This is a genomic window from Leptospira weilii (assembly GCF_006874765.1).
Lineage (GTDB): Bacteria > Spirochaetota > Leptospiria > Leptospirales > Leptospiraceae > Leptospira > Leptospira weilii.
The window spans coordinates 2,236,993-2,252,931 of record NZ_CP040840.1 but is presented as its reverse complement, the minus strand read 5'-3'; the positions used below and the strand labels follow the sequence as shown (position 1 = coordinate 2,252,931).

Here is a 15,939-nt window from a genome sequence, read left to right as displayed (position 1 = left end):
ACTCAGCAGGTTTTTCTTCCTATGGGTCGAAACCTATCATGGACTCGCTTCGTGTTTTTTGCTTTTTACGAAAACAAAAACTCTCTCACTCGAAAGCTTCGAGTCCGAATCTTTATCGTGCTGAAGATTAATTTGGAAAGATGGAAGAATCTCGGAGCTGACGGGACTCGAACCCGCGACATCCTGCGTGACAAGCAGGCACTCTAACCAGCTGAGCTACAGCTCCTTCTTCTCCTGATACTTTTTCAAAAGAACGTCTCCGGTCAATCGATTTCATTTAAATTAATTCGAAAAATTCTATTCCTGAAATTCATCCTTTCATTTACTGGAATACAGAATTCTCTCCATAAAAATATTGGAACGAAAGTAAAGATGATCGTTCAGGAAAAAAAACCTCAGGAACTTTTAGAAGACAGGATCTTCACCATTTCCAATTTACTTTCGATCAGTAGAGTTTTTCTTTTACCCTTTTTCATCACTTTCACAAAAACATATATGGCTTCGCCGGAAAAAACCGAATTCCTACTTTACGCCATACTTACATGCCTTTTAGCAGTACTTACCGATTATCTCGACGGATTTCTTGCAAGGCTTTTCCATCAAGAATCCGTTCTTGGTAGATACTTAGATCCTATCTGCGACAAGATCGTGACAATCGGAGGACTTTCAGTCATCGTTCATTACTTTCGTTTTCCGCTTTGGATTCTAATTGCTTACATCATCCGCGAAATTTTAGGAATCTGGTTGGGAAGCTTTCTTTACCTCAAACGGGGAATTCAGGGAAAACCAAATTGGTGGGGAAAATTCGGAGTTGGGCTCGTAGCGATTACAGTTTTCTGGTATATGTGTATCCCTCTCATCAAATTTCGAATTCCAGGAGAAAGTATTCTGAAACACCCAGAAATCTCCGGTTACATCCTCGTTATGATTCTTTGTGCGGGAATCTTCGCTTATTCCAAACGTTACTGGGACATCGTATTTCATCCGGAAAAAATCCAAATCGATCCTGCGGATAAAAAGACTCGAAAGAAATACGAATTGGTTTGATCGTAAGTTCCTTGACTCCCAAGGCTATTTTCTCATTCTGTCATTGCAACCGCTCGGGTGGTGGAATTGGTAGACACGCAAGCTTGAGGTGCTTGTGCCGTTTAGGTGTAGGGGTTCGAGTCCCCTCTCGAGCAAAATTCTCTCCTATTTTTAAAATCAATTATCAATTACAAGAAGACCGGACTCGAAGCGAGCTTTTTGTAAAGCGTTTTGAGCTTCCGTAAGAAGCGAGAAACGCTTCCGAGGAACACTATGTTCCGAGGCAAAAGCGAGACGCCGTGGAGCCAAGTCGAGCACGGATGCGAGACTGCGTAACGGCGAGTCCCCTCTCGAGCAAAATTCTCTCCTATTTTTAAAATCAATTATCAATTACAAGAAGACCGGACTCGAAGCGAGCTTTTTGTAAAGCGTTTTGAGCTTCCATAAGAAGCGAGAAACGCTTCCGAGGAACACTATGTTCCGAGGCAAAAGCGAGACGCCGTGGAGCTAAATTTTAAATCCATTCACTTCCTCTCGAATTATCTTATTTTGTTCTAATTCTTTCTACTTCGAAAAAGCTTAAGGCCTTGCCATTTCGATAAACTGAGACAGATAAAGTCTTTATTTAACAAACATAATTTCATAAATTGACAATAATTTGTAAATTAAAACATTATTTTAAAGTAAAACTAACTTAATTTTAAACAAAATATAACAAACTATTTTTCATTTTATATTTTACTATTTGACAGGAAACATAATCGAAATTCTTTATGTTGTCTATATGGCAAATTTGTTAAAAAAATTCACATTAGTTGTCTTTTTATCAACAATCATTCATTGCAAGAATCAAAAAGGGGACCGAAGCGCCTCGGCCATTTCGCTTCAACTAATGAGCCTTTTTTCTCAAAATGACTCTCCAATAAATCGTTCCGGAGGGACTGTAACAAATCTCCAGAACTCCCACTTAGTTTCAAAATTTCAACTCAATCCGGAAATTTTCGAAAACATAGGTTTTCTTTACACTCGAAACTTAAATTTCCCCGAATTACGGAGAATTCAGGATTTTTCCGTGGTTCATTTAGACGACTCCATTCGTGATACGAGTCTTTTGCAGACCGATGTAAATCTTTTCATCCTGGATTCGCCAAAAGGAAACATTATTTATTCCAATTCAAATCAAAGTATTCGATATTTTCATGACGACCGTATCGAAAACTATAAGCAAATTTATGTTTTTCCCAACGGAAGAATTCTCTTCATTTCCTCCGATAACTTTTTAGATCTGTGTTACACATTCACTGCGACGGGTAACATTAGCTTCGCTCCAAACTGTATCAAAACAAACATAGGCGCTTATTCAATTTTTGAGTTTAAACCAGATAACGGAGAAGTGATTTTATTGGATCACCAAAAACAATTAAAAAAATTTAATATAATCGATAATTCTTTAACCTCTTTGAATATAAATCCGCAGCCGATAGAAGTGTTTTCCTTAGCCTATAACAACGGTTTTTTAGGTGTCTTAGAAAATAAAGGAACCAAATTAACTTTATTTTCCGAAGGGAACGGACGATTCAATTTTACAAATTCCCTAGAAGACTTTTCTTTTGTTACACAAAAAGGAATCAGATACAACGCTCCTCAGCTTTTAGGGATCGCAGTCAATTCGAGCGGTAGCATTTACGCAACTTGCCCTTCCGAAGACGCGGTTTACTCATTCAACGGAGATTTAAGAATCACCGATGTCTACGAATTTCTCCCCGAGATAAGACCCTATAAAAAGATAATCAATCCCCATAAGATCTTAATCTCTAAAAGGAACGAATACCTTTACGTTTCAAATCGATCCGCTTTAGAAATTCTGAAAGACTCCGTAAATAATCCAAGCGATGACTTTCAATGGATCTTACCGGTTCAATCCGATTCCATTGAAAACGCATTTAAGAATTTAGTTAACTCGGGCGGGTATGATCCGAACAAAAGTATTTTCGATCAACCTGGCATAAAAGAAATCGTTCAATCTTGGAAGGGAAATTTGTGAAAAAGAGCTATTTTCCGAAACTATTGTTAATCGTCGCAATGCTCGGTTTAGGTTACAGCTATTATAACTGTAAAATTAGCAAAGAACAATTAAAAGACATTATGATTGGAGCATGTACGTTTTGGCCCGCAGATTGGGGAGTTAAACCTCCAGTGTGTGCATTTGTGAATCAAATTGCGCCAGGAGGAAGAAGCCCGGCATGCGTAGGGTGTGAATACGGTTATTCATTTGGGTATTGTAAGCCAGACGAAATCGGTTATGGAGGCTCATTTTCATCTCATTGGGAAAATGATAACAGTAAGAAGTTTTGCGGAAAAACGATCGAGCTGCCTAACGGTTCTTTGGATTGTGTAAAGGTGGAAACTTGCGCAGGCGCAGGTGGTACAACTGTTCAAAATGCCCGAGTCGGCGAATATATCGGTGATAACAATTTTATTCCTCTACCTCCAATCCTAAAAGCTCTCAGTCCTTCCAATGCTGCGAGAATTTACCAAAGCTCTCCGATTCAGATTCAATTTGATAAATCCACTCAATCGGATTCCTTTACATTTTCCGGTCCGATCGGTTCCAGCATCGGGAATCGATTTCAAATCAATCGAGCCGATCTTTTCAACGATAGACTTGTAATTCCGGGTCAATCGAACCGAGCCGTGGGCGTAGGAAGAACGTTAAGCGTAAAAGGTTTAGATATCGATGGTAAAGAAATCGCTATAACGCTCGTGTATTCAGTTCAGCAAGATGGTATTCCAATGGATCCAACAACTTCGACATGCCAACCGGAATGCCAAGTCAATTGGTTAAACCCTTATTCCATACAATTCACCGCCTCGGGAGGATTTCCGCCTTATCAATGGTATATTGCCGGAGATCCGAATGCGTATCCGCCTGGAGTGAATTTATCGACTTCCGGTCTATTGACCGGACCCGCTACCGCGAACTTCTTAGGTTTGTATCCGTTCACCGTGATAATTATCGACGCGACCGGAAATACACAAGTTTTTCCGGTCGTAATCAATTCCATTGATGAGATTGCGGCTTGTTTCTTTGCTGGGATTTGCGGATAAAATAGAAATCAATGAAATATCTATTCTAATATAAAGCGAATAAAAACTATGAATATTTTTAAGAGTTTAATACCTTCCATTGTATTTTTGTGTTTTGCTTCATGCGAAAACGTTAATAAACAAAAAGAAAATGAAATTACCAGAAACAACTTTGAGGATTTATTTTTACTTGGTACTACTTTAAAAATGAATACAATGATACGAGTCGACAACCAAAGAGACGTTTCTATTACGGCGGCGATCTACGATAATTCCGATTGTAATCCGAATGCAGCCCCAAAATACCCAGGACTTCCGGTTGTTTACGATTTTGGAACCATTCCCCCTCATTCTAAATCATCCGTTAAAATTCTTCCCTTGGCAAGTTATCCTACCAATCCAAACGATTGGACCGGAGGAAGATTAGTACCATTCTATACAAAAATAAATAACTTTTGTGAATATGAGAGTTTTCTAGTAAGCACCTCTTCCGATCAAATCGGTTACATTTGGCAGGTAGTCCGAGATTCTCCGACAGCGTTTCACAATAATTTTGAAATCAGAAGGGCTGTTTTTGTCCCTCCTAATATGGAGTAAAAATAAAAACTATGAATATTCTTAAGAGTTTAATGCTTTCCACTTTATTTTTATGTTTTGCTTCATGCGAAAACGTTAATAAACAAAAAGAAAATGAAATTACCAGAAACAACTTTGAGGATTTATTTTTACTTGGTACTACTTTAAAAATGAATACAATGATACGAGTCGACAACCAAAGAGACGTTACCGTTACTGCGATGATCTATGATAATTCCGATTGTAATCCGAATGCAGCCCCAAAATACCCAGGACTTCCGGTTGTTTACGATTTTGGAACCATTCCCCCTCATTCTAAATCATCCGTTAAAATTCTTCCGTTGGCAAGTTATCCGGTCAACCCCAACGATTGGACCGGAGGAAGATTAGTTGAATTATTTGCCAGAATTAACCTCACTTACTGTGAGAGAAACAGTTTTCTAGTAAGCACCTCTTCCGATCAAATCGGTTATATTTGGCAGGTAATCCGGGATTCTCCGACAGCGTTTCACAATAATTTTGAAATCAGGAGAGCCGTTTTTGTCCCTCCTCATATGGAATAAGAAAATTTTGTTTATCATATTGATTGAATTCCTTCACTTCTGGAAGACTCATTTTCCCCTCACTCTGAAGGCTTGAAAATAATTAAAATGCCATTTCTCAGGAAACGTTTCGGTCGGAATTCAATGATTGTATTTGTGTTCTGCTTTTCGAATTTGAATGCAGCGGAATTGGTTTTAAAGAACGGAGATTCTTTTATCGGATCCGTAATTGAAGAAACGGAAGCAAAAACGAAGTTTCTATGGAAAGGGGAAGAGTATGAAATTCCCAAATCCGATATTTCTTCGATCGACAGAAAGAAAAAAGGAGCGGACGCCTCTTACCGTTATTCTTCCCTCAAGTTAAAAGATGGAAGCGTAATTGTAGGAGTTGTAGTCGAAGAATCGGAAGAACTGATTGTCATAAAAACGAATTTAGGTTTTATTAATATTGAAAAACAGAAACTCTTAGAAACATATTCAAGTCTAGAACCTCATCCGAGATTAGATCGAAAATACCTATCTCATCTTAGTAAGATTTGGAACAACCGATTCGGGCTCAGTCTGAATGCTTTAGCAAATCACTCTCCAATTTCCCAATCAAATCCCGTATCGTATGGAGGCTCTCTCTTTATCGAACCTTCCGCTTTCGATTTTTCCGGTTATAGGCTATCTTTTCGAATGGATTATTTACAATCCAAGACCGCGGAATCGAATTACTTATTTCTAAATCAGTTTGTCTATTTCAACAAAGGAAAAATGTTCTTCGATAATCCTAGGTTGAATTTTTATTTCAATATCGGGTTAGGCGCCTCGATTACAAGTTTCTCAGGAAATGGGGAACAACGTAGCGGTGTGAGTCCTTCGACAATTTTAGGTTTTGGATGGCAGGGAATCAATTTCCGTTCGATTCAGCTTCGAATGGGAATCAACTCGTTTTGTACATTTGAGAGAGCCGGTACGTTTTGTGCGACAGGAATCGAATTGGGAGCCATGTACTTGTTATGAAATACTTAGTCCTTATCGCCTTATTTTTGTCATGCGGAGATTCCACTTTATTTGAGGGAAGTAAGGCTCGAAAAAATAACATAGAAAATATTTTCTTTCTAAGCATAAGGCCGAATTCAGCTACTTTAGTCTGGAATTGCGAGGAAGAAATGGACGCTTACGCGACTTACGGAAGAGAAACTTTGGATAAGATAATTCCTAGTTTAAATTTCGGAAAATCGCATATCGTCACCCTAACCGATTTGATTCCGCAAACGGATTACATTTATACCGTTTCTTGCGGAAATAATCTAGACGATATGACTTGGATGAACCGTTTTCAATCCGCAGTGAGCGACGATCCAATTAAAACCAGAGGTATTTGGCTGTTAGGCGGCATAGGAACGGACGGGAATCCAATCTCACAAATCGATTTGTACGATCCGGTGGAAAACCGATGGTATCCTAATATTACGCAAATGCCAACTCCGAGAGCTTTCGCAAATATTATCGCGCATAAAAATAAAATCTATGTCATGGGCGGTTTGATAAAGTCCGGGCCTTCTTTCAACGCTACCGATCGAGTGGACGAATATGATCCGTTTTTAAATTTATGGAGAACCCTTTCTCCGATGCCGAATACTCATCAAAGTGGAAATTCCTTATCGGTTGAAAATTCAATCGTTATAATCGCGGGAACCACGTCCGAAGCGATGCAAACAGGCACATTGATAAATACCGTTTACGAATTTTCCCCTTCCAATGGAGATTTAGGAACTTGGACAAAATACGTTTCCAACAGTGCGATCTTCCAAAGAATCGACATAGCTTCCTGTAATACCGGGGGCTCGCTCTTTTTTGCCGGAGGTAGAAGGGCGTCGGATGGAAGCCCGTTTGCTAGTTCCGACGGATACATTCCGGGTATAAGTTCCACGACCTTTGTTGTTGAAAGTTCGTTGAACGTAGCCCGACACGGATCGGCGGCTGCTTGTTATATTCCCAATTCAAAAGATCCCTTTCCATCGGATCCTCCGGCAATCTTAATAGCGGGAGGATCCACTTCATCAAATTTAATCCAACCTTCTTCCGGGATTCTGCCAACGAACTCATTCGAATATAGTCGAATCAATCCCTCCGCTTTCAATTCTTATGCTGCCCTTCCATCCAATCTTTATTACCCTTCTATGGAAATTTCATACGACCGCAGAAGTGCATTTGTTTTTGGCGGCGAAACATCCTTAGGTAATTTAAGCGACATGGTTTTCAGCCTAGATCTTTCCACCCCCGCAACCTCTCAATGGCAATCCGTAAATTCTAAAATGCCACTTCCAAGATACGGCCACAAATCGATTCTATTGAGTCATTAATATGAAAAGAACTTTTGTTGTCTATTTAGTCGTCCTACTTTTCGCCTTTGACCTCGCCGGAGAAGAGTTTAGCGAACCGTACCAAAACATAAAATCTTACATTGAAAGAGGGAATCTAAAAACTGCGCAGGAAAGTTTGTCGGACCTTTTAAAGATTTATCCAGACGACGCGGTTTTACAATTATACCAGAACAAATTGTGGATTGCCTATGCGGACAGTTTTTTTCAAAAAGGATCCATAAACTTAGCTTTGAGTTACTATTCGAAAGTTGATAAGGAATGGGCAAACAATCCTCATGTTAAGAGTCAGATTCGAAAATGCCTTAATAATTTTAAAAGTGTTTCAGAAATACAAAGATTGCCCGCAAAAATGATCGAAAATACGGAACCCACTGTTTCGACAATTCCCAGTGAGGGAATACTAAGTGGTTTAGAAGAGATTAAAGATCAAATCAGTAACGTTCAATGGATCGCTTTTTTAAATTTGGGAATTCTTTCGATACTCATAGGTTATTCCGTGTTTTTTAGAAAAAGATAAGAACATATATTTTCAACCTGGTGGGGCTAAATTTGAAAATCCCGAAAGAATTTCTCCATCACAAAACCTTCCCCTAAAATTTCAATTCGATTGCTTTACTCGTCATTTTATCGAAAAATCCTATCTCGATAAAAGCCTTTCCAAAAAATGAGAAAAACTATAAACGCCAAAGGCGACCAAATCTATGCTCTACGAAATCACGATTCTTCAATTTTCCAAAATGCTCAAAAATCTAAAACTTATCTTGGAACAAGGAGAGGTTCACGCAGAATCTAAAAAGTTCGACATGCAAATCCTACTGAACTCTAGGCTGGCCCCCGATCAGTTCCATCTCATCAAACAAATTCAAACCGTCTGCGATACGGCAAAACTGGGGGTTTCCAGACTTACCGGAAAAGAAGCGCCAAAACACGACGATCAAGAAAAAACCATCGCAGAATTACAAACAAGAATCCAATCCACGTTAGACTATCTTTCTACCTTTACGGAAAAGGACTTCGTCGATTCGAACGAACGAAAGATCTTCCATCCGCGCTGGGACGGAAAGTATATGACCGGAAAAGAATTCGCAATTCAACACGCGATTCCCAATTTCTACTTTCATATCGCGACTGCGTATTCCATCCTCCGCCACAACGGAGTCGATATCGGAAAGAAAAATTACCTCGGTGAAATGCCGCTTAAAAATGAGCCTCAATCACAAAGGGTTTCTTGAAACAGTCCCTCGTAATTTTAAGACGGCCGATTTTTTGGATCGGAACGTTTTGGATCACATTCAATGTTTGTAATTCTCCTTTTAGGGAATCCAAAACCTCTCTTTCTCCAAAAATCAATTCGAACGGAATCCCGGTTCTTATCTATCATGAAATCGTAACCGATTCCCAAAAAGAATCTGGAGAAACCGTGATTTCTCTGCAAAAGTTCGAAGAACAGATGCAATATCTTTTTTCCAAAGGTTATAACCCGATTACGACGAAGGACCTTCTTTCCTATATGCGGAAAGAAAAAGTTTTACCGGACAAGTCCGTGGTTTTAAACTTCGACGACGGTTGGAAAAACGTCTTAAACGCAGTTCCAGTACTCAATCGATACTCCTTTCCGGCTTCTTTCTGGATCATAGCCGGACCGAAAGGTATCGGAAACGGAGAATATCTGGAATGGTCCGATATCCGAGAACTCTCCAAGAATCCTCGATTTGAAATCGGATCTCATACCTACAGCCATCCCTGGAATCCAAATGATAACTTGGTGACTTGGGTCGACAATCGTGTCGATGGAAAAAGTGAAAAAGACGCTCTCTTTGAACTGAAAGAATCCAAAAGAATCCTAGAATCCAAGTTAGGCATCCTTGTCGACTATCTAGCCTGGCCCTGTGGCTGGTACAATGATAAACTCATACAGTTAGCAGTGCAGTCAGGTTATAAAGCGATATTTACAACGGAAGATGGAACCAATTTGCCGGGAGGAGATCCTTTGAGAATCAAACGTGTTTTCATAGATGGAAAATGTGATCTTACTTCTTTTATCAAACAATTGGAAAATCCAAGATACATCGTATGCCAAAAGTCTAAAAAACCCACACAGGGAAATTCTCCCTATTCTTATTAAAATTTTTAAATTTATCTCCCAAAATAAATTTTTCTTCCTCGGAGAATTATTATGATTTCATCGTGGAAGCATAGTTTTGTTTATTGTAAATCTAAGTAAATTTGAATGAACATCAATCCAGCTTCTGCAACGGAATCCACGCATTTGAAAAACAACCGGTATTACCGGAACCAGATCTGGATCACAAAAATCTTTCTTCTCTTAACAATCGTCGCCTGTTCTTTCGCCGGTTTCGAGATGTTCGGAATTTTCTGGGAACAGCTTCTCGATCGTAGACCTTTTGCGGCCATAGGACAAGTCGCGTTTTTCTTCATCATCGCCCTTCTGACCTACGGTAACTTCGTTTATCAATTTACCCGAATCGGCTATTTCAAAAGACTTTTGAAACATTCTCCCCGGAGCCGGGCAGAATTAGAAAAGATCTACAAACAGGATTGTCCTCCCTTGGCAGTAATGGTGCCTTCCTACAAGGAAGAATTGGACGTCGTTCGCGAAACACTTCTTTCTGCGGCGCTTCAAGATTATCCGAATCGGAGAGTTGTATTACTCATCGACGATCCTCCAAAGCCAAAAAGTTATGCGGATTTTGAAGCTCTACAAAATATGAGAGCGTTACCGAATTCTCTTCAAAAGGAATTCAACGAGGCTGCCGATCCTTTTATTCAAGCCCAGAAGGAATATCTGGAACGTAAGCTTTCTCACAAATCCAAACCTTTGAAAGAAACGGAACGTTTGATTCAGCTTTATAAGGAGGCCGCTTTTTGGTTTCAAAATCGAGTAAACTCGTATAACGATCCTGCGATCCGAAAGGAACTTCCCGAACATATCCGCGCTTTTATGAGAGATTTCTTTTTTAAGGAATGGGGCATACTTCATTTAGAGAGAGTTTCCGAACTGGAGTTGCTTTGGATGAAAGGCGGGGCCGATCCAGAAAGGATTGAAAAAGAATACAATCGTCTTGCGTCTTTATTTTGCGTAAATTTTTCCACCTTTGAAAGAAAGAAATATCTGAACCTTTCCCATCTTCCCAACAAAGCGATGAACCTGAATAGCTACATAGCTCTTTTGGGAAAAAGATGGAAAGAACGAGAAGATTCTCACGGATTTTTTTTGGAAGAATCCAACAATACCGATTTTTCTTTTGAAATTCCTAAGGCGGATTTGCTGATTACCTTGGACGCAGACAGCGTTCTTCTTCCCGATTACATTCTGAAATTATCCCACGTCATGTCCTCTCCCGAAAATGAAAAAATAGCCGTGGTACAAGCTCCTTACAGTTCCTTTCCGGGAGCGACTAACGTTCTAGAAAACATGGCCGGAGCGACCACCGACATTCAGTATCAGATTCATCAAGGTTTTACATATTTCAAAGCCACGTTCTGGGTAGGTGCGAATGCGATGCTTCGCCACAAAGCGCTTCTGGATATCAGGACCGTTTACGAAGAACGCGGCTTTCAAATTCATAAATATATTCAAGACAATACGGTCATCGAAGACACGGAATCCAGCATCGATCTTTTGGATGTAAATTGGAATCTTTATAACTATCCGGAAAGACTCGCCTACAGTGCGACTCCTCCCGACTTCGGATCGCTTTTGATCCAAAGAAGGAGGTGGGCCAACGGAGGTCTTATCATTCTTCCAAAACTTCTTCGTTACGTATTTCGGCGTCCCTGGAGTCTTATAAAATTCATAGAAGCCTTTTTTCGAGTCCACTATCTCGGGTCGATCGCGGCGGTGAACATAGGCCTTGTCATTCTTATGGGTAGCCCTCTGGGAGAAGGAATGGAAACGTATTGGATAGCGGTCTCTTCTCTTCCATATTTCATCTTATACGGCATGGACTTGGCAAGAATCGGATACAAGTGGATCGATCTAGTTCGAGTCTATTCTCTCAACTTACTTTTGATTCCCGTAAACTTAGCCGGTGTTTTCATGTCGATCAACCAGGCGATTACGGGAAAACAAATTCCATTCAGTAGAACCCCAAAGGTAATCGGTAGGACTGCGATTCCCGCTCTTTACGTAGTCGCCGAATACTCTCTTTTAGCCCAATTGCTTTTCGGATTTATCACGAACTATCTGCATAGAAACTGGGTCTATTCGATCTACAACTTAGGAAACGCTTTTCTTTTAGGTTATGGAATCATTAAATTTATAGGACTCCGATTCTGCTGGGAAGACATTCTGCTTTCCATGAATAAACCTCCGGTGGAGATCGTAGAAAAGGTCGCTCATTTGGTGGAACCGAGGGTTACGATCGATCTGGAGATCTACAAACAAAGCACGGATTGAATCGTTTCCTAATTTCCTCTTGTAATTTGATTCCTGGAAAAAACTCTCGTTTTATATGTCCACACATCCAGGACCGATATCCGTACAGGAAGTTTTACACAAAGCGCGGTTATTTTTTTCCGGATTCCTTCTCAGTTTGATCTTAATTTTCGGATTGATCGCTTCCAGTCCTCTCTTTTTGATCCGAGACCGTCCTTTTCCGAAAAGCGACGCCTTAGTACTGGAGGCAAAGGAAACGATTCCGCAAGACATACTCAAAAACGCGGCAGACGGATTCAAAAAAGGATACGCGGGAATACTCATCGTTCTTTATTCTCCCGCCACAACAAACTCCAACTTAGGTGTGGGCCAAGACTTAACGGCTGAAATCCAAAATTCACTCGTCACCTTAGGCGTTGAAGAATCGAAAATTCTAATCTATAAACTCGAACCGTATCCGATCGGCGCTAGAAATTTCTCTAAATCTCTTCTAAAAATCTGTCTGGATAGACAGCTTAAGAATATTCTTATTCTCTCCAAAAGATTCGAATCGTCTCTCAATCAAAAGCTCTACGAATCCGTATTGGGTCCGGCGGGTTTAAAAATTCATGTGGTCCCTTTGTCGGATAAAATCGGGCTCGGAAATTGGTTCTTAAGCGAAGAAGGATTCGAAATTGTCTTTTTAAACATAGCCAGAATGTTTTATCAAATACTCCCAGGAAAATAAAATCTAAAATGTTAGACTCAAACGAACTCATTCAACAAAGAATTCAAAAAATCGAAGAATTAAAAAAACAGGGAATCAATCCTTACCCGGTTCGTTTTTTTCCGGATTCAAAATCGAAAGACATCGTTGAAAAGTTCGAAAAAAATCCTACCGGCCCGGAAACCAAATTCAAATTAGGCGGGAGATTACATTCCAAAAGAGTGATGGGAAAAGCGAGTTTCGCCCATCTCAAAGACGGCACAGGAATCATTCAACTTTACGCGACCCGAGACGATTTAGGGGAAATTTCCTACGCAATTTTTAAGTCTCTTGATCTGGGAGATATCATCGGACTGGAAGGTTATCTTTTTAAAACCCAAAAAGGAGAAATCACATTACACGTCACATCTGTGGAACTTCTCGCCAAATGTATTCGTCCTCTTCCCGTGGTAAAAGAGAAAGACGGAGTCATATACGACGCATTTGCCGACGTCGAACAGAGATATAGAATGCGGTACGTGGATCTTGTGGTGAACGATCACGTCAGGGATACGTTTATCACGAGAAGCCGGATCGTTTCCGAAATCAGAAGTTTCCTCACCAACGAAGGTTTTTTGGAGGTGGAAACTCCGATGATGCAACCGATTGCGGGGGGCGCTGCGGCGAGACCTTTCGTAACCCATCATAATACGTTGGACATGCAGTTGTTTTTGAGAATCGCTCCCGAACTTTATCTCAAACGTTTGATCGTGGGGGGCATGGACCGAGTTTTCGAACTCAATCGAAACTTTAGAAACGAAGGAACCTCGACAAAACATAACCCCGAATTTACGATGATGGAGGCCTACATCGCATTTGCAGACATGAATACGATGCTTGACCTTACCGAAAGACTCATCACACACTTAGCGCAAAAAATCCACGGAACGTTAAAAATTCAATACGGCAAAGATCTGATCGATCTTTCTCCTCCTTGGAGAAAAGTAACTTACACGGATATCATCAAAGAGTACAGCGGAATCGATTTCAGTCTGATCACTTCTTTGGAAGAAGCGAAGAAAAAAGCCTCCGAATTGAAAGTGGACGTTTCCAAATGTAATACGATCTGGAAAGTGGCGGACGAAGTCTTTTCCGAAAAAGCGGAACCGAATCTAATCCAACCCGTTTTTATCATCGATTATCCGAAAGAGCTATCTCCTCTCGCGAAATCCAATCCGGATAAGCCGGGTTATGTGGAACGATTTGAACCTTACGTAGCCGGAAGAGAAATCGGAAACGCATTCACAGAGTTAAACGATCCTTTCGATCAAAAAGAAAGATTCGAAGATCAGGTAAAACAAAGAGAAGCTGGAGACGACGAAGCATTTATGATGGATGAGGATTATATTCGCGCTCTGGAATACGGAATGCCTCCGACAGGAGGGCTCGGAATCGGAATCGACCGTTTGGTGATGCTTTTGACCGATTCCCATTCTATTCGGGACACCATTCTGTTTCCATTGATGAGGCCGGAATAAACTCCACCCAAAAATCTGGGAAACTCAGGCGCAGAGCTTTCTTAACTCAAATCTCGCTCCCGAGATAGGCCGCTCTGAAGGAACTCAGACACAACGCTTCCTAAGGGGCGCGTTGTGGGGCGTAGGTTTCACAGAAGATTTGTCGTAATTCCGACAGATTTATTTTCGGATCCAAATACTTGTAGGGTTGGTTATGGAATAACTCCGGTCGCGAAAAGACTGTCCGTTTGAATCATCAAGATTCCGTAGCTCACACTCTAAGATGCGAGAATCGGGTCAGGAAATTTGCAACCGATTCACTCCATGAAAAACCGAATGGAAAGGTTTTGCGGCTACGGTGGATCAATTATCCCGGAAGACGTTTCTTTTTGCGAGGCAGATCTTCTATAAATCGGATCGCCAACGTATCGACTAAAACGTCGATTCGATCTCTCAGCGCGGAATTTGCAGTTTCAAAACGAACTTCGAAACGGTGAAAGTCCTTTTTGACCTCGGATCGGAAGCTTGCCATTTCCGTCTTTAACTCATGAATTTCCGTTTTTGTTTCTTTTCTCAAATCCTGGATATCCGTTTTCGTTTCCTTTCTCAATTCCTGAATTTCCGTTTTCAATTCCAACTTCAATTCCTGAGTTTGAGAGGATAATTGTTTCCAGATTACATGAAGAAATCCGAAAAGGGAACCGAAGCCGACCAGGGTTGTGACGATCAACGCAAGAAAAGAAATATCCGTCATGCTCAGAAGAATCGTATACGAAAAAATCGGAATCAATTCTTTTTCTATAATAGGTAGATATATTTAGGAAAAAATATATACTTTTAGAAAATTTTTCCAACAAACCAAAAAGGGAAAATCGTTTCTTAGGATTTTTTTTGAAAGAGAGATTTAAAGAATACGACCGTAAAAAACTGAAACATTCTAAAAAGACGGAATAATCTCCAAGGTTTGCTCAGAATTCTCCACAGCCAGACCAGCCCTCTGAGTTTGAAAAAGTTCGGAGCTTTTCTCACCTTACCGGAAAGAATATCTAAGGAACCGCTGACTCCTATGATTACGGAATGCCCGAAAAACGCCGTGTTATTTTCGATCCAGATTTCCTGTTCCGGAAAATCCATAGCAAGAAAAATGAGATTCGGGCTCGTCTTACGAATCGATTCCTTTACCATCAATTCCCTTTGGGGATTCATATAACCGGCGTGTCTTCCAACGATTCGCACCCCGGGAAAATGTCTCGAAAGAGTGAAATAAACTTTTTCGATGACGTCCTCTTTGCCACCGAGCATAAAGATGGAATAATTTCTGAGTTCACAAAGACGGACCAAATCCATCATCAAAGCAATCGTAGAAATCCGCTCTTTCAGAATTTTGCCGAGACGGGCCGCAGCCCACTGCAGCCCCGCTCCTTCCGCAAGAACCATAGTCGCCTTTTCCGTGATTCTATGGAGTTTTTTCCCCTTTCGAACCGACATGATTTTAACCGGATCCAAAAAAAGAATGTGGTGAAACTTTTCTTTTTCCTCTAAGAGCCGATAAATCTTGGCTACGGATTCGTCCTGAGTCACATTATCGAATGGAACTCCGAGAATATCGGTTTTTCCTAATGTTTCTGTTTGAATGACCTGATAATCTAAGAGATAATCCCTATCGTCTTTGGCGGAAAGATGTACGATTTCATCCGGCTTCTTCATCTAAAGGCATCCTATAAGACATAAGTTC

General features: G+C 40.5%; 15 protein-coding genes and 2 tRNA genes. 14 read left to right on the top strand and 3 right to left on the bottom strand.

Annotation, left to right across the window (positions count from 1 at the left end):
• Positions 1 to 152: 152 nt before the first annotated feature.
• Positions 153 to 226: transfer RNA gene (locus tag FHG67_RS10755), tRNA-Asp, on the bottom strand.
• Positions 227 to 372: 146 nt separating this feature from the next.
• Here FHG67_RS10755 and FHG67_RS10750 point away from each other — a divergent pair.
• From FHG67_RS10750 to lysS, 14 genes are all read left to right on the top strand, one after another.
• A complete protein-coding gene (locus FHG67_RS10750) occupies positions 373 to 1,047 on the top strand; it encodes a CDP-alcohol phosphatidyltransferase family protein (protein WP_002620521.1) in 675 nt (224 codons plus the stop codon).
• Between the two features lie 51 nt (positions 1,048 to 1,098).
• Positions 1,099 to 1,181, top strand: a tRNA-Leu gene (locus FHG67_RS10745).
• A gap of 680 nt (positions 1,182 to 1,861) precedes the next feature.
• Complete coding sequence (locus tag FHG67_RS10740) at positions 1,862 to 3,070, top strand: LIC_11904 family protein (protein ID WP_039931932.1); 1,209 nt, start codon at positions 1,862 to 1,864, stop codon at positions 3,068 to 3,070.
• The gene (locus FHG67_RS10735; protein ID WP_039931911.1) at positions 3,052 to 4,134 is read left to right on the top strand and encodes an Ig domain-containing protein; all 1,083 of its coding nucleotides are present in this window, start codon (positions 3,052 to 3,054) and stop codon (positions 4,132 to 4,134) included. Before FHG67_RS10740 ends, FHG67_RS10735 begins: the two co-directional genes overlap by 19 nt.
• Before the next feature lie 48 nt (positions 4,135 to 4,182).
• Positions 4,183 to 4,710 (top strand): hypothetical protein, encoded by a 528-nt coding sequence (locus FHG67_RS10730; RefSeq protein ID WP_142499781.1) that lies wholly within the window; start codon positions 4,183 to 4,185, stop codon positions 4,708 to 4,710.
• A gap of 11 nt (positions 4,711 to 4,721) precedes the next feature.
• Positions 4,722 to 5,252, top strand: coding sequence for a hypothetical protein (locus FHG67_RS10725; RefSeq protein WP_142499780.1), 531 nt, complete (start codon positions 4,722 to 4,724; stop codon positions 5,250 to 5,252).
• Positions 5,253 to 5,339: 87 nt separating this feature from the next.
• On the top strand, positions 5,340 to 6,236 hold the full coding sequence (locus tag FHG67_RS10720) for an LA_3334 family protein (RefSeq protein ID WP_002616370.1): 897 nt from the start codon (positions 5,340 to 5,342) through the stop codon (positions 6,234 to 6,236).
• Positions 6,233 to 7,582 carry a Kelch repeat-containing protein gene (locus FHG67_RS10715; protein WP_142499779.1) on the top strand — a complete coding sequence of 450 codons (1,350 nt, stop codon included), beginning with the start codon at positions 6,233 to 6,235 and terminating at the stop codon, positions 7,580 to 7,582. The genes FHG67_RS10720 and FHG67_RS10715 overlap by 4 nt, the downstream gene beginning before the upstream one ends.
• 1 nt (position 7,583) lies before the next feature.
• Positions 7,584 to 8,120, top strand: coding sequence for a tetratricopeptide repeat protein (locus FHG67_RS10710; RefSeq protein WP_004500393.1), 537 nt, complete (start codon positions 7,584 to 7,586; stop codon positions 8,118 to 8,120).
• A 184-nt stretch (positions 8,121 to 8,304) separates the two neighbouring features.
• Entirely contained in the window at positions 8,305 to 8,835 is a 531-nt protein-coding gene (locus FHG67_RS10705) for a DUF1993 domain-containing protein (RefSeq protein WP_004500403.1), read from the top strand.
• Between the two features lie 14 nt (positions 8,836 to 8,849).
• Positions 8,850 to 9,728 (top strand): polysaccharide deacetylase family protein, encoded by an 879-nt coding sequence (locus FHG67_RS10700; RefSeq protein ID WP_376767582.1) that lies wholly within the window; start codon positions 8,850 to 8,852, stop codon positions 9,726 to 9,728.
• Between the two features lie 144 nt (positions 9,729 to 9,872).
• Positions 9,873 to 12,023, top strand: a complete 2,151-nt coding sequence (locus tag FHG67_RS10695) for a glycosyltransferase family 2 protein (protein ID WP_142499918.1) — start codon at positions 9,873 to 9,875, stop codon at positions 12,021 to 12,023.
• Between the two features lie 55 nt (positions 12,024 to 12,078).
• Complete coding sequence (locus FHG67_RS10690) at positions 12,079 to 12,729, top strand: hypothetical protein (RefSeq protein ID WP_002616386.1); 651 nt, start codon at positions 12,079 to 12,081, stop codon at positions 12,727 to 12,729.
• 8 nt (positions 12,730 to 12,737) lie between these two features.
• Positions 12,738 to 14,225 (top strand): lysine--tRNA ligase, encoded by a 1,488-nt coding sequence (gene lysS / locus FHG67_RS10685; protein WP_004497831.1) that lies wholly within the window; start codon positions 12,738 to 12,740, stop codon positions 14,223 to 14,225.
• A 346-nt stretch (positions 14,226 to 14,571) separates the two neighbouring features.
• Here lysS and FHG67_RS10680 read toward each other — a convergent pair whose 3' ends face one another.
• Positions 14,572 to 14,958 carry a hypothetical protein gene (locus FHG67_RS10680; protein WP_036058392.1) on the bottom strand — a complete coding sequence of 129 codons (387 nt, stop codon included), beginning with the start codon at positions 14,956 to 14,958 and terminating at the stop codon, positions 14,572 to 14,574.
• Between the two features lie 125 nt (positions 14,959 to 15,083).
• Positions 15,084 to 15,911 carry a WecB/TagA/CpsF family glycosyltransferase gene (locus FHG67_RS10675; RefSeq protein WP_002616401.1) on the bottom strand — a complete coding sequence of 276 codons (828 nt, stop codon included), beginning with the start codon at positions 15,909 to 15,911 and terminating at the stop codon, positions 15,084 to 15,086.
• Between the last annotated feature and the right edge of the window lie 28 nt (positions 15,912 to 15,939).

Bases quoted from the DNA above. Each gene is read 5' to 3' on its own strand.
- FHG67_RS10675 (WP_002616401.1), bottom strand. From the start codon at position 15,911: ATGAAGAAGCCGGATGAAATCGTACATCTTTCCGCCAAAGACGATAGG.
- FHG67_RS10680 (WP_036058392.1), bottom strand. From the start codon at position 14,958: ATGACGGATATTTCTTTTCTTGCGTTGATCGTCACAACCCTGGTCGGC.
- FHG67_RS10710 (WP_004500393.1), top strand. From the start codon at position 7,584: ATGAAAAGAACTTTTGTTGTCTATTTAGTCGTCCTACTTTTCGCCTTT.
- lysS (WP_004497831.1), top strand. From the start codon at position 12,738: ATGTTAGACTCAAACGAACTCATTCAACAAAGAATTCAAAAAATCGAA.
- FHG67_RS10750 (WP_002620521.1), top strand. From the start codon at position 373: ATGATCGTTCAGGAAAAAAAACCTCAGGAACTTTTAGAAGACAGGATC.
- FHG67_RS10705 (WP_004500403.1), top strand. From the start codon at position 8,305: ATGCTCTACGAAATCACGATTCTTCAATTTTCCAAAATGCTCAAAAAT.
- FHG67_RS10730 (WP_142499781.1), top strand. From the start codon at position 4,183: ATGAATATTTTTAAGAGTTTAATACCTTCCATTGTATTTTTGTGTTTT.
- FHG67_RS10725 (WP_142499780.1), top strand. From the start codon at position 4,722: ATGAATATTCTTAAGAGTTTAATGCTTTCCACTTTATTTTTATGTTTT.
- FHG67_RS10690 (WP_002616386.1), top strand. From the start codon at position 12,079: ATGTCCACACATCCAGGACCGATATCCGTACAGGAAGTTTTACACAAA.
- FHG67_RS10720 (WP_002616370.1), top strand. From the start codon at position 5,340: ATGCCATTTCTCAGGAAACGTTTCGGTCGGAATTCAATGATTGTATTT.
- FHG67_RS10715 (WP_142499779.1), top strand. From the start codon at position 6,233: ATGAAATACTTAGTCCTTATCGCCTTATTTTTGTCATGCGGAGATTCC.